At 71.8% G+C, this 13,650-nt stretch carries 12 protein-coding genes; 10 read left to right on the forward strand and 2 right to left on the reverse strand.

From position 1 onward, the window contains the following. The first annotated feature begins 23 nt into the window (after positions 1 to 23). The 8 genes from BI06_RS19580 to rodA all read left to right on the forward strand — a co-directional run bounded on the left by BI06_RS19580 (position 24) and on the right by rodA (position 8,988). Positions 24 to 1,415: a folylpolyglutamate synthase/dihydrofolate synthase family protein gene (locus tag BI06_RS19580; RefSeq protein WP_030397398.1), complete on the forward strand. Its 1,392-nt coding sequence runs from the start codon at positions 24 to 26 to the stop codon at positions 1,413 to 1,415. 2 nt (positions 1,416 to 1,417) lie between these two features. Continuing rightward, positions 1,418 to 1,756 carry a DUF4233 domain-containing protein gene (locus BI06_RS19585; protein ID WP_030397399.1) on the forward strand — a complete coding sequence of 113 codons (339 nt, stop codon included), beginning with the start codon at positions 1,418 to 1,420 and terminating at the stop codon, positions 1,754 to 1,756. Positions 1,757 to 1,940: 184 nt separating this feature from the next. Further along, entirely contained in the window at positions 1,941 to 2,354 is a 414-nt protein-coding gene (gene ndk, locus BI06_RS19590) for a nucleoside-diphosphate kinase (protein WP_030397400.1), read from the forward strand. Positions 2,355 to 2,661: 307 nt separating this feature from the next. Next, positions 2,662 to 3,687, forward strand: coding sequence for a rod shape-determining protein (locus BI06_RS19595; RefSeq protein WP_030309693.1), 1,026 nt, complete (start codon positions 2,662 to 2,664; stop codon positions 3,685 to 3,687). Positions 3,688 to 3,780: 93 nt separating this feature from the next. Further along, a complete protein-coding gene (gene mreC, locus BI06_RS19600; RefSeq protein ID WP_043470083.1) occupies positions 3,781 to 4,698 on the forward strand; it encodes a rod shape-determining protein MreC in 918 nt (305 codons plus the stop codon). Between the two features lie 3 nt (positions 4,699 to 4,701). Next, positions 4,702 to 5,340, forward strand: coding sequence for a rod shape-determining protein MreD (mreD, locus tag BI06_RS19605; RefSeq protein ID WP_037782164.1), 639 nt, complete (start codon positions 4,702 to 4,704; stop codon positions 5,338 to 5,340). Positions 5,341 to 5,392: 52 nt separating this feature from the next. Then, positions 5,393 to 7,792 carry a penicillin-binding protein 2 gene (gene mrdA, locus BI06_RS19610; RefSeq protein WP_233290227.1) on the forward strand — a complete coding sequence of 800 codons (2,400 nt, stop codon included), beginning with the start codon at positions 5,393 to 5,395 and terminating at the stop codon, positions 7,790 to 7,792. Beyond that, entirely contained in the window at positions 7,789 to 8,988 is a 1,200-nt protein-coding gene (rodA, locus tag BI06_RS19615) for a rod shape-determining protein RodA (protein WP_030397404.1), read from the forward strand. Before mrdA ends, rodA begins: the two co-directional genes overlap by 4 nt. 70 nt (positions 8,989 to 9,058) lie before the next feature. On the opposite strand, the gene BI06_RS19620 is transcribed toward rodA, so the two are convergent. After that, positions 9,059 to 10,345, reverse strand: coding sequence for a M14 family zinc carboxypeptidase (locus tag BI06_RS19620; RefSeq protein ID WP_051741430.1), 1,287 nt, complete (start codon positions 10,343 to 10,345; stop codon positions 9,059 to 9,061). A gap of 402 nt (positions 10,346 to 10,747) precedes the next feature. Here BI06_RS19620 and BI06_RS19625 point away from each other — a divergent pair, with 402 nt between their 5' ends. Then, positions 10,748 to 12,691, forward strand: coding sequence for a TIGR03960 family B12-binding radical SAM protein (locus BI06_RS19625; RefSeq protein ID WP_043470086.1), 1,944 nt, complete (start codon positions 10,748 to 10,750; stop codon positions 12,689 to 12,691). Between the two features lie 8 nt (positions 12,692 to 12,699). Continuing rightward, positions 12,700 to 12,906, forward strand: a complete 207-nt coding sequence (locus tag BI06_RS19630; protein WP_043470089.1) for a hypothetical protein — start codon at positions 12,700 to 12,702, stop codon at positions 12,904 to 12,906. A gap of 131 nt (positions 12,907 to 13,037) precedes the next feature. Here the strand turns inward: BI06_RS19630 and BI06_RS19635 are convergent, their stop codons facing one another. Then, positions 13,038 to 13,484, reverse strand: coding sequence for a phage tail protein (locus BI06_RS19635; RefSeq protein WP_043470092.1), 447 nt, complete (start codon positions 13,482 to 13,484; stop codon positions 13,038 to 13,040). Between the last annotated feature and the right edge of the window lie 166 nt (positions 13,485 to 13,650).

Consider the following 13,650-nt stretch of genomic DNA (forward strand, 5'->3'; position numbering starts at 1 on the left):
CCCGCGCTCCGTAGACTGTGGACGTGAGCGACAAGGCCGACCCGAACCCGTACACCCTCCGCCCCGCCGACGGCAGCCCCGCCGACGCCCTGCGCGACGTCGAGGTGGAACTCTCCGAGCGCTGGCCGGAGAACAAGCTGGAGCCCTCGCTCGACCGGATCGAGGCGCTGATGGACATCCTGGGCCAGCCCCAGCGGTCCTTCCCCTCCATCCACATCACCGGCACCAACGGCAAGACCTCCACCGCCCGGATGATCGAGCAGCTGTTCAGCGCCTTCGAGCTGCGCACCGGCCGCTACACCAGCCCGCACGTGGAGAGCGTCACCGAGCGGATCAGCCTGGACGGCGCCCCGATCACCCCCGAGCGGTTCGTCGAGGTCTACCGCGACATCGAGCCCTACGTGCGGATGGTCGACGAGCGCCAGCCGGTCGCGATGTCCTTCTTCGAGGTGCTCACCGGCATGGCCTACGCGGCCTTCGCCGACGCGCCGGTGGACGTCGCCGTGGTCGAGGTCGGCATGGGCGGCTCCTGGGACGCCACCAACGTCATCGACGCCGGGGTCGCCGTGATCACCCCGATCGGGCTGGACCACACCGACAAGCTCGGGGAGACCACCGGCGAGATCGCCGTCGAGAAGTCCGGGATCATCAAGTCCGACGCGATCGCGGTCGTCGCCCAGCAGCAGCTCGACGCCGCCCAGGTCATCCTGCGGCGCGCGGTCGAGGTGGACGCCACGGTCGCCCGCGAGGGCATGGAGTTCGGCGTCGTCCGCCGCGAACTCGCGATCGGCGGCCAGCTGGTGACGCTGCGCGGGATCGGCGGCGAGGAGTACGAGGACGTCTTCCTGCCGCTGCACGGCGAGCACCAGGCGCAGAACGCGGCCCTCGCGCTGGCCGCCGTCGAGGCGTTCTTCGGCGTCGGCGGCGCCCGCGGCGGACAGCTCGACGCCGACAAGGTCCGCCAGGGCTTCTCCGGCGTCAGCTCCCCGGGCCGGCTGGAGGTCGTCCGGCGCAGCCCCACCATCCTGCTGGACGCCGCCCACAACCCGCACGGTGCCCGCGCGGCCGTCGCCGCCATCGGCGAGTCCTTCGGCTTCACCCGGCTGGTCGGCGTGATCGGCACCAGCGGCGACAAGGACGTGGCCGGCCTGCTGGAGGCCTTCGAGCCGCTCCTCGCCGAGGTCGTGATCACCCAGAACTCCACCCACCGCGCGATGGACGTGGACGCCCTGGCCGCGCTCGCGGTCGAGGTCTTCGGCGAGGACCGGGTCCAGGTCGAGCCCCGGCTCGACGACGCCATCGCCGCCGCCGTCACCCTGGCCGAGGAGGAGGGCGACCTCGGCGGCGCCGGGGTGCTGGTCACCGGATCGGTCATCACGGTGGGCGAGGCCCGCCTGCTGCTCGGGAGGAAGTGACGATGAGGACGCTCTGCTCCTCGACGCTGATCGGCGAGGCCCTCGTGGTGCTCTTCGCGGCCCTGGTCGCGATGCAGCTCACGGACGTCTCGCACGGCGCCCTGTGGACGGTCAGCGGCATCGCCATGGTGCTGTGCGTGCTGCTCTGCGGCATGATCACCCGCCCCGGCGCGGTGGCCGTCGGCTGGGCGCTGCAGCTCGGGCTGATCGCCAGCGGCTTCGTGGTGCCGACCATGTTCGTGCTCGGCGTGATCTTCGCCGGCCTCTGGTGGTGCTCGGTGCACTACGGCCGCAGGATCGACGAGATCAAGGCCGCCCGGACCGCCGCCGCGGCCGCCTGAGGCGCCTCCGGGCCGGCTCCGGGACGCCTCGGGGCCGGGCCAGGACCGGGTCCGGGGCGTTCGCTCACGCAAGGTAACCTCTGCGGTAGTCGCACGGCGCACGCGGAATCGCGCGTGCGTGCCGATCCGTGTGCGCGCCGATTCCCGCGTGCGCGCCGAACCCGATTTCCCCAGGAGACGCCCCGTGTCCCAGCGCACTCTCGTCCTGCTCAAGCCCGACGCCGTCAAGCGCGGCCTGGCCGGCGAGATCATCAGCCGGATCGAGCGCAAGGCCGGCTGGCGGCTCGCCGCCGCCGAGCTGCGCACCTTCGAGCGGGCGACGCTGGAGCAGCACTACGCGGAGCACGTCGGCCGCCCGTTCTACGAGCCGCTGCTGGAGTTCATGACCTCCGGCCCGTCGATCGCCCTGATCGTCGAGGGCGAGGAGGTCGTCGCCGGCATCCGCATGCTGGCCGGCGCCACCAACCCGCTGGAGGCCGGGGCCGGCACCATCCGCGGCGACTACGCGACCATCACCCGCGAGAACCTGATCCACGCCTCCGACTCGGTGGAGTCCGCCGAGCGCGAGATCAAGATCTTCTTCCCCGCCCACGCCTGACCGCGCGCGCACCGGGACCTTCGGGACGCCCCGGTCGGGACCATTGGCCCGGCCGGGGCATTCTTATCGGGAAATAGGGAACCAGGCCCTCCGACACGGCGTCCCAATGCCCTGAGAAGCGATCACGCCCCGGACAATGGACGGCGTGCCCCGGGTCGACGTCCGTGCCGAACGGCGTGACTACGATGGACGCGACTCAAGGGCCCGGTTAGGCAGCTCAGCTGGTCGCCGCCCCTCTGCGGGCGCACACCGTCCACCCCACATGACTCCGAGCCCGGGAAGGCACCCACACCCCATGGCGAGCAACCTGTCGTTCATCGGCCGCGACCTGGCGATCGACCTCGGAACTGCCAACACGCTGGTGTACGTCAGGGGCAAGGGGATCGTTCTCAACGAGCCGTCCGTCGTCGCGGTCAACACCAACACCGGCGGCATCCTCGCGGTCGGCTCCGAGGCCAAGAAGATGATCGGGCGCACCCCCGGCAACATCGTGGCCATCCGCCCCCTCAAGGACGGCGTCATCGCCGACTTCGAGATCACCGAGCGGATGCTGCGCTACTTCATCCTCAAGGTGCACCGCCGCCGCTTCCTCGCCCGCCCCCGGGTCGTCGTCTGCGTCCCCTCCGGCATCACCGGCGTCGAGCGCCGCGCGGTCATCGAGGCCTCCCTCCAGGCCGGCTGCCGCCAGGTGCACATCATCGAGGAGCCGATGGCCGCCGCGATCGGCGCCGGACTCCCGGTCCACGAGCCCACCGGCAACATGGTCGTCGACATCGGCGGCGGCACCACCGAGGTCGCCGTCATCTCGCTCGGCGGCATCGTCACCGCGCAGTCCATCCGGGTCGCCGGCGACGAACTCGACAACGCGATCGTCCAGCACATCAAGAAGGAGTACTCGCTGCTCCTCGGCGAGCGCAGCGCCGAACAGATCAAGATGAGCATCGGCTCCGCCTTCGGCCTGGAGGGCGAGAAGGACGAGCACGCCGAGATCCGCGGCCGCGACCTCGTCAGCGGCCTGCCCAAGACCGTCGTCATCTCCGCCGCCGAGGTCCGCGAGGCCATCGACGAGCCGGTCAACTCGATCATCGACGCGGTCAAGACCACCCTCGACCAGTGCCCGCCCGAGCTGGCCGGCGACGTCATGGACCGGGGCATCGTGCTCACCGGCGGCGGCGCCCTGCTCCGCGGCCTGGACGAGCGGCTGCGCCGGGAGACCGGCATGCCGATCCACATCGCCGAGAACCCGCTCGACTCCGTCGCACTCGGCTCCGGCAAGTGCGTCGAGGAGTTCGAGGCGCTCCAGCAGGTACTCGACGCCGCGCCGCGCCGTTAGCAGAACCGACACACCAGCCGAACCGACGGGTCCCCGCCCGGGTCCACAGCCCGGGCCGGCGGACCAGGGGCACGAAGGGGCAGTACCAGCACCGTGAGGGACACACGAGAGAGCCGGCTGCTGCTCATCCTGCTGGTGGCCGTCGCGTTCGCACTGATCACCGTCGACATCAAGGGCGGCGAGAGCTCCCCGCTCGGCGGCGCCCGGCGCGCCGCCGCCACCGTCCTCGGCCCGGTCGAACGCGGTGCCGCCAGCGCGGTCGACCCGGTCGCCGACACCGTCCGCGCCTTCCGCGACGCCGCCTCCAACAGCGGCCGCACCGACCAGCTCGCCCGCGAGAACACCGAACTGCGGCAGAAGCTGGCCTCCTCCGACATGGCCGGCGGGCGCACCAAGCAGCTCGACGACCTGCTGCGCACCGCCGGCGCCGGCGGCTACACCGTCAAGGCCGCCCAGACCATCGCGATCGGCCCGGCCCAGGGCTTCTCCTGGACCATCACCATCGACGCCGGCAGCGACGACGGCCTCACCCGCGACATGACCGTCGTCAACGGCCAGGGCCTGGTCGGCCGGATCACCACCGTCGCCCCCACCACCTCCACCGTGCTGCTCGCCTCCGACCCCGGCTTCACCGCCGGCACCCGGCTGGAGGGCACCGGGGAGATCGGCTTCGCCGCCGGCGGCGGCACCAGCGCCATGAAGGTCTCCCTGCTCAACGGCAAGGCCCAGGTCAAGGAGGGCGACCGACTGGTCACCTTCGGCTCGCAGAGCGGCCGCCCGTTCGTCCCCGGCGTCCCGGTCGGCCGGGTCGTCCAGGTCGAGGCCACCCCCGGACAGCTCACCAAGACCGTCCTGGTCGAGCCCTTCGTCCAGTTCACCCGGCTGGACCTGGTCGGCGTCGTCGTCGTCCCGCCCCGCACCGACCCGCGCGACGCCGTGCTGCCGCCCGCCCCCGCACCGGCCGCCCAGGGCCAGGCCGCCCCGCCCGCCAAGCCCACTGGGGGGAACTGAGCCATGCGCCTCGCCCGCATCCCCGTCTCCGCGATCCTGATCCTGCTCGGGCTGCTGCTCCAGGTCAGCGTCTTCGGCCGACTGCAACTGCCCGGCGCGACCCCGGACATACTGCTGCTCGTGGTCGTCGGCCTCGCCCTCGTCTACGGACCCACCGGCGGCTGCCTGGTCGGCTTCGCGGCCGGCCTGCTCGCCGACCTCGCCCCGCCCTCGGACCACGCCATCGGCCGCTACGCGCTGGTGCTCTGCCTGATGGGCTACGCCGCCGGGCTGCTGCGCCCCGAGCACGGCCGCCAGCGCTCGGTCTCCAGCGCGCTGCTCGTGGTCGCCGGCGCCGCGGTCGCCTCCACCCTGCTGTACGCCATGGTCGGCGCCCTCGTCGGCGACACCGCCGCCCGCCACGTCGGACTCGGCCAGCTCGTCGTCACCGCCCTGCTCTACGACCTGCTGCTCGCACCCTTCGTGGTGCCCGCCGTGATGCTGGTCGCCCGCCGCTTCGGCAAGGACCCGCTGTCGGTCGCCGAGGACGACGAGGGCGGCCCCGGCCTCGGCAGCCTGACCCGCTACCGCACCACCCGCGAGGCCACGGCCGGACCGGGGTACCGCAAGAAGCGCCTGCTCGGCGCGGGAAAGCGCCCGTAACCCGGCCCCGACCAAGCCTGCCCGCCCTGTTCAGTTTTGGAGCGCACGAGACGTGAGCAACATCCCCGAGACCGGCCGAACCCGGCGGGTGACGATCCGTCTGGTGGTGCTGCAGATCCTGGTGGTCTCGCTGCTCGCCACCCTCGGCGGACGGCTCTGGTACCTGCAGATCCGCAACGCCAGCGTCTACACCGCCAAGGCGACCGGCAACCACATCCGCGAGGTCGTCGAACCGGCCGTCCGCGGCGAGATCCTTGACGCCTCCGGCCGCATCCTCGCCGGGAACGAGACCAAGCTGGTGGTCTCGGTCAGCCGCACCTCGCTGCTCCAGCAGAAGGACGCCGGCAAGGCGGTGCTGACCCGGCTCGCCGACGTGCTCGGGATGCCCGCCAAGGACGTCCAGGAGAAGGTCCGGCTCTGCGACGCCAAGACGCAGCAGCCCTGCTGGAACGGTTCTCCGTACCAGCCGATCCCGGTCACCAAGGAGGCGACCACCCAGCAGGCGATGCAGATAATGGAACGCCGCGAGGACTTCCCCGGGGTCACCGCCCAGCCGACCGCCGTGCGCCACTACACCGGCGCCGAGGGGGCCAACCTCGCCCAGGTGCTCGGCTACCTCTCCCCGGTCACCGACGACGAGGTCTCCAAGACCGCCGACAAGGCCGGGCTCGACCGCTACCTGCCGGCCGACCAGATCGGCCGGGCCGGACTGGAGTCCGTCTACGACCGCGACCTGCGCGGCACCGCCGGCATCACCAAGCTGGAGGTCGACAACCTCGGCCGGGTCATCGGCACCGCCGACCAGGCCGCCCCGCAGACCGGCAACAACCTGGTGACCAGCATCGACGCCAAGGTGCAGAAGGTCGTCGAGGACAACCTGGCGCAGGCCATGAGCGACGCCCGCAAGACCTTCGACAAGGTCACCAACCGCAACTACGAGGCCGACTCCGGCGCCGCCGTCGTGATGGACGTGCACACCGGGCGGATCGTCGCGATGGCCAGCGCCCCCACCTACGACCCCAACCTGTGGCAGGGCGGCATCAGCGGCAAGGACTACCAGGCGCTGACCAGCAAGGAGTCCAACTTCCCGCTGCTCAACCGGGCCATACAGGGTCAGTCCGCCCCCGGCTCGACCTTCAAGGTCATCTCCACCACCGCCGCCGTCCAGGCCGGCTACTCGCTCGACGGCCGCTACGACTGCCCGAAGGCCATGACCATCGGCGGCCGCGAGTTCAAGAACTTCGAGAGCGAGAGCTTCGGGGCGATCTCCCTGGAGCGCGCCCTGGAGGTCTCCTGCGACACCGTCTTCTACGGCCTGGCGTACGACCAGTGGATGAAGGACGGCGGCATCAAGCCGAAGAAGGACCCGGGCGACTGGTTCTTCAAGACCGCCCACCAGTTCGGCCTCGGCGCCAAGACCGGCATCGACCTGCCCAGCGAGGTCCCCGGCCGGGTCCCCGACCGGCAGTGGAAGCAGTCCTTCTACGACAACAACAAGGACGCCTGGTGCAAGCAGGCGGAGAAGGGCGGCAACTCCTTCTCCGACCAGATCGCCCGGGAGAACTGCGTCGACGGCTACCAGATGCGCGCCGGTGACGCCGTCAACTTCGCGATCGGCCAGGGTGACACCCTCGTCACCCCGGTCCAGATGGCCCGGATCTACTCGGCGCTCGCCAACGGCGGCACCTTCTACCGGCCCACCGTCGCCAAGGCCGTGATAAGCCCGGGCGGGGATCTCGTCCGCGAGATCGCCCCGCACGAGGACGGCCGGCTGCCCGGCGACCAGAAGCTGCTCGGCTACATCGACCAGGCCACCGCGGGCGTCATCACCAGCGGTACCGCCGCCTGGAAGTTCACCGGCGCGGGCTGGCCGCAGGGCAAGATCGAGCTGCACGCCAAGACCGGCACCGCCGAGGTCGAGGGCAAGCAGACCACCTCGTGGCTGACCACCTACAGCCGCGACTACGCGGTCGTGATGACGATAAGCCAGGGCGGCACCGGCTCCGGCGGCTCCGGCGACGCGATCCGGCGGATCTACCAGTCCCTGTACGGCGTGGACGACAAGGGCAACATCGACCAGGGCAAGGCGCTGCTGCCGAAGCCGCAGGCCGAGCTGCCGAAGTTCAACCCGGACGGCACCGCGATCATCAAGCCGGTGTCCTTCGACGCCTCGGCGGGCCCGTCCGGCCCGTCCGGCCCGTCCGGCCCGTCCGGCCCGTCCGGCCCGGTCGGCCCGGTCGTCCCGGTGGGCTCGGCGGACTCGGTCGGCTCGGTGGGCCCGGTCGCTGCGGCCTCCTCGGTCGTCCCGGTCGGCGACCCCGGGGTGGCCGGCGGCTCGCCGCGGGTCTTCCTGGACCCGGACCGGCCCGGCGGCGGCACCCCCGTGCCGGGCGTCTCCGCCGCCGTCGCCGTCGAACCCACCCGCTCCACCACCGGAAGGGGCCGGGCATGACCTCCTACGGTTCGTACCGCCAGCTCCGACTCGCCCCGCAGCGCGGCGGGGTGCCCAAGGCGCTGGCCAAGGACTCCCCGCTGTGGCGGATCGACTGGATACTGCTGCTGGCCGCGGCCGTCCTGTCGCTGGGCAGCTCGCTGCTGGTCTGGTCGGCCACCCGGGGGCGCGACTCCCTCACCCACGGCGACCCGCAGTACTTCCTGTTCCGGCACCTGACCAACGTCATGGTCGGAGCGGTGCTGTGCGCAGTGGTGATAGCGATAGGGAGCCGGCGGTTCCGCACCGTGGTGCCCTTCCTGTACGCCGGCGTGATCCTGCTGCTGATGGCCACCCTGAGCCCGCTCGGCTCGACCATCAACGGCCAGCACTCCTGGATCCAGCTGGGCGGCGGCTTCTCCGTGCAGCCCGCCGAGTTCGCCAAGCTGGCGATCGTGCTGTCCATGGCGCTGGTGATGTCCGACCAGGTGGACGCCGGGGAGCGGGAGTTCCCGGCGAACAAGGCGGTGTTCCGGGCGCTGGTCTGGGCGACCCTGCCGATGGCGATCGTGATGCTGATGCCCGACGCCGGCTCGGTGATGGTGATGGCCGTCATCGTGCTGGGCATCCTGCTCGCCTCCGGCGCGGCCAACCGCTGGGTGTTCGGGCTGATCCTGGCGGGCGTCGGCGGCTGCGTCGCGATCTGGAAGCTCGGCGTGCTGAGCAAGTACCAGATCGACCGGTTCGCGGCCTTCGCCAACCCGGCGCTCGACCCCTCCGGCGTCGGCTACAACACCGCGCAGGCCCGGATCGCGATCGGCTCCGGCGGACTGACCGGCAAGGGGCTGTTCCACGGCACCCAGACCACCGGGCAGTTCGTGCCGGAGCAGCAGACCGACTTCGTCTTCACGGTCGCCGGCGAGGAACTGGGCTTCCTCGGGGCGATGGCGATCATCGTGCTGCTGGGCGTGGTGCTCTGGCGGGGCTGCCGGATCGCCCGCCAGGCCACCGACCTGTACGGCACGATCGTGGCGGCCGGGGTGGTCGCCTGGTTCGCCTTCCAGGGCTTCGAGAACATAGGGATGTGCCTGGGCATCATGCCGGTGGCCGGCATCCCGCTGCCGTTCGTCTCCTACGGAGGATCGTCGATGTTCTCCACCTGGGTGGCGATCGGGCTGCTCCAGGCGGTGCAGAGCCAACGGCCGATAGCGGCCTGAGCGGGCCGAGGGTGTACGGCGAGGGCCGGACCGGGAATCCCCGGTCCGGCCCTCGCCGTGTGTGCGCCCCTCAGGGCAGCAGCAGGTCGGCGGCGGCGAGCACCGCCCGGGTCTGGTGGGCGACCTGGGTCTCGACCGGGACCCAGCGGGCGCCGAGGCGCTGCAGGCCCTCCAGGCTCGCCGCCGCCACCCCCCGGGCCCGCACCCGGGCCGCGTCCGCCGCCGGGCCGCCGCTGTCCGCGAGCAGCCGCAGCAGCATCGCGGCGATCCGCAGCGGCAGCCGCTCGGCGACGATCCGGGCCGTGGTCACCCGGGACACCGACAGCGCCGCCGCCGACCAGTTCGCCAGCCAGTCGTCCACCACCGGCGGGCAGACCGCCAGATTGAACTCCACCGAGCGCAGCAGCGGCCCGTACGCCACCCCCGCGTGCGTCGGCACCTGCGGCAGCAGGGCGGTCAGCTCCGCCACCCGGGACCGCAGCCGGTCCGCGCAGGCCGCCATGGCGGCGGCCACGTCCGGGGCCGGGCGGTGGTCGCCGACCGCGTCCACCGCCCACATCGGGACCTCCAGCACGGCCGTCGTCCCGCCGTGCCGGCCCGCGTACGCCCAGGTGGACAGCTCGGGGCGGTCCGGCAGCGGCTGCCGGCTCCGGCCCGGCGGCGGCATCAGATAGGTGCCGGGGGCCGGGCTGGCCCAGCCGAGCGCGTCGTAGGAGTCGACGTCCAGCGGGATGCCGCCGCGGGCCGCCGAACGGGCGAAGCGCCCGGCCAGGGCCGGCAGCGGCCGGGTGAGCTGCACGAAGGCGCCGCCGAAGTCCACGCCGTGCAGCGAGCACTGGAGCACCGGGCGCAGCTCGTCGATCAGCCCGGTCAGCACCCGGCTCTCCGGCATCGGGGCGAGCGGCCCGTCCGGGTGCGGCAGCAGTTCGGGCTGCTCGTGGAAGGCGGGCCGGAAGAAGTGCTCGTAGTGCCGGGCCGCGGTGAGCGGCCCGTTCAGCCAGCCCTCGTTCAGCGCGGCGCCGTCCGGGTCCAGGCAGAGCAGGACGTGCCAGCCGACCCCGGGGCGGGGCGGCTGCGCCAGTGCCTGCTCGGCCAGCCGGACGGCGGCGGCCAGGCCGACCGGCTCGTTCGGGTGCGGGCCGCCGACCACGAGGACGGTGTGCTCGCCGTCGTCCACCGAGAGCAGCACCAGCGGGCGTCCGGCACGGGAACGGCCCACCTCGCGCACCCGGCAGCGGCCGGGGTGGCGGCGGGCCAGCCCGCGGGCCGCGGCGATCGCCCGGGCCACGGTCGGGTAGCTCTCGGTGTCGTTGCACGGGCTGTCGATCCGGCGCGTCCGCCGGCCCGTGTCGGTCATGGCTCTCCTGTCCTCGGGGGCGGGCGGTCGGCGCGGTCGGGGGCCTGGGCCGGGAGTCCGGCGCGGGGTCGCGCCGGGCCGCCCGGCACGGCCGGTGCGCGCGCGGCCAACTCCCTTGTCCCGGGGGCGCACAGGACCTTCCGGTGGAGCCTTGCCAGTACCGCACGCGGCCTCGGAGCGTGTCAACAGTCGCCGGGGTCCCGCGGTGGGGCCGCGTTCACGTGCCGGGACCTGTCCGTACACCCCTCGGCACGGGCCGTCGCGAGGCCCGCGGCCGGTCCCGGGGCGAGGGCGGCCGGGCCGGGGAACACGGCGGTTCGGCTACCCTTGAGGGTCACCCCTCCCAGCCGTCGCCATGCCGAGCGAGCGGCGGTCCGAACGTCGTAAGGGTTCCTGGTACTCATGACTGTCGAATCGGTCTTCCCACGCCTGGAGGCTCTCCTCCCGCACGTCCAGAAGCCGATCCAGTACGTCGGCGGCGAGCTCAACTCGACCGTCAAGGACTGGGACGCCTGCGACGTCCGCTGGGCGCTCATGTACCCCGACGCCTACGAGGTGGGTCTGCCCAACCAGGGCGTCATGATCCTCTACGAGGTGCTCAACGAGCAGGAGGGCGTCCTCGCCGAGCGCACCTACAGCGTCTGGCCGGACCTCGAGGCGCTGATGCGCGAGCACGGTGTGCCCCAGTTCACCGTGGACGCCCACCGGCCGGTGAAGGCGTTCGACGTGTTCGGGCTCTCCTTCTCCACCGAGCTCGGCTACACCAACATGCTGACCGCGCTCGAACTGGCCGGCATCCCGCTGGAGGCCCGCGACCGCACCGAGGACCACCCGGTCGTGCTGGCCGGCGGCCACGCCGCGTTCAACCCCGAGCCGATCGCGGACTTCATCGACTGCGCGGTCATCGGTGACGGCGAGCAGGCCGTGCTCGACATCACCAGGATCGTCCGGGAGTGGAAGGCCGAGGGCCGCCCGGGCGGCCGCGACGAGCTGCTGCTGCGGCTGGCCCGCACCGGCGGCGTGTACGTGCCGAGGTTCTACGACGTCGAGTACCTGCCGGACGGCCGGATCGCCCGGGTCGTGCCGAACGCCCCGGGCGTGCCGTGGCGGGTCTCCAAGCACACCGTGATGGACCTCGACGAGTGGCCCTACCCCAAGCAGCCGCTCGTCCCGCTCGCGGAGACCGTGCACGAGCGGATGTCCGTGGAGATCTTCCGCGGCTGCACCCGCGGCTGCCGCTTCTGCCAGGCCGGCATGATCACGCGCCCCGTGCGGGAGCGAAGCATCACCGGCATCGGCGAGATGGTCGACCGCGGACTCAAGGCCACCGGCTTCGAGGAGGTCGGCCTGCTGTCGCTGTCCTCCGCCGACCACACCGAGATCGGTGAGATCGCCAAGGGCCTGGCCGACCGCTACACGGACGACAAGATCGGCCTCTCCCTGCCGTCCACCCGCGTCGACGCCTTCAACATCGACCTCGCCAACGAGCTCAGCCGCAACGGCCGCCGCTCCGGCCTCACCTTCGCCCCCGAGGGCGGCAGCGAGCGCATGCGCAAGGTGATCAACAAGATGGTGTCGGAGGAGGACCTCATCCGCACCGTCGCCACCGCGTACGGCAACGGCTGGCGCCAGGTGAAGCTGTACTTCATGTGCGGCCTGCCCACCGAGACCGACGAGGACGTGCTCCAGATCGGCGAGATGGCGAAGAACGTCATCCAGAAGGGCCGCGAGGTCACCGGCCAGAACGACATCCGCTGCACCGTCTCCATCGGCGGGTTCGTGCCCAAGCCGCACACCCCGTTCCAGTGGGCCCCGCAGCTGTCCGCCGAGGCCACCGACGCCCGCCTGGCCAAGCTGCGCGACTCCATCCGCGGCGACCGCAAGTACGGCAAGAACATCGGCTACCGCTACCACGACGGCAAGCCCGGCATCGTCGAGGGCCTGCTCTCCCGCGGCGACCGCCGGGTCGGCGCGATCATCCGCGCGGTCTACGAGGACGGCGGCCGCTTCGACGGCTGGCGCGAGCACTTCTCCTACGACCGCTGGATGGCCGCCGCCGAGAAGGGCCTGGCCGGCACCGGCGTCGACGTCGACTGGTACACCACCCGCGAGCGCGGCTACGAGGAGGTCCTGCCCTGGGACCACCTGGACAGCGGCCTCGACAAGGACTGGCTGTGGGAGGACTGGCAGGACGCCCTGGAGGAGGTCGAGGTCGACGACTGCCGCTGGACGCCGTGCTTCGACTGCGGCGTGTGCCCCCAGATGGACACGGCCATACAAATCGGCCCCACGGGCAAGAAGATGCTCCCGCTGACGGTCGTCGGCGGCCCTGGCCAGCAGAAGTAGGCATCGGCGTGAGTGACACGGTGGACGAGCTGTGTGACTTACTTCACAGCCTTCCGGAGGGTGAGCGGGAGCTCGTCCTGGGCGCGCTCGGCCTGACGCGCGCCCCGGACGGGCCCACCCCGACCCCCGGGAAGGCCCGGCAAGGCGGCCGGAGGACCCCTCTGCCCGCCGCCCGGAGTGCCCCGGGCATCGAGACCTCGATCGAGTGGATCTGAGGCCTTGGAGCGACGCACAGAGCCCTCCCCGAATCTCTCGGGGAGGGCTCTCGCGTTTGCTGGGCGGCTCGGTAGGCCCCCACGGCACACCGGGCTAGTCCTTGGCGCGGCCGACTGGCGTGGCGCAGCGGTCACGCAGCGTCCAGCTCGAAGCTCTCCACCACTAGGACCAACTCCTCGACGGCGACCTCGGTGGCAGTGCCGCTGAGCGACGGGGCCGAGTACTGCTTGGGCCAGGCGTTGGCGAACTTCCACCGCAGCGCCGGCTTGCCAGCCTCGTCGTTGAGCGTGATGTGGCCGCTGCGGCGAACCACGGTGCCCTCCAGTACCGCTCGCCGCCAGTTCCACAGCTCGCGATTGGTGGTGAAGCCGCGCTTGAGTGTGATGTCACCGAACTTTTTCAACCCCGGGAGCTTGATGACTGAGAAGTCCATGTTGCCCTCGCGGTACTCGATCACGTCCTGCTCGGTGTTGGCCCCGCTGCATTCGGAGAAGCCGTGCGAGCCTGCCAACCCATCGATGTCCAGCGTGAAGTTGAACGCGGCGAATGGATCAACCCGCTGTCCGGTTTGTGTCATGACCGTTCCTCCTCAGTACCGAGCCGGCGGTAGCCGGCGACCGAGCCAGTGCCTACCCGAAACGGCAGATATAGCAACTCGAACAGGCATACAGCACTATTCGGGCCAGGCGGGCGAACCGCCCGTGACCGACGCGCTGCGGTCACGTGGGGCCGTCGTTCCGTTC

The sequence above is a fragment of the Kitasatospora sp. MBT66 genome (assembly GCF_000710405.2).
GTDB lineage: Bacteria > Actinomycetota > Actinomycetes > Streptomycetales > Streptomycetaceae > Kitasatospora > Kitasatospora purpeofusca.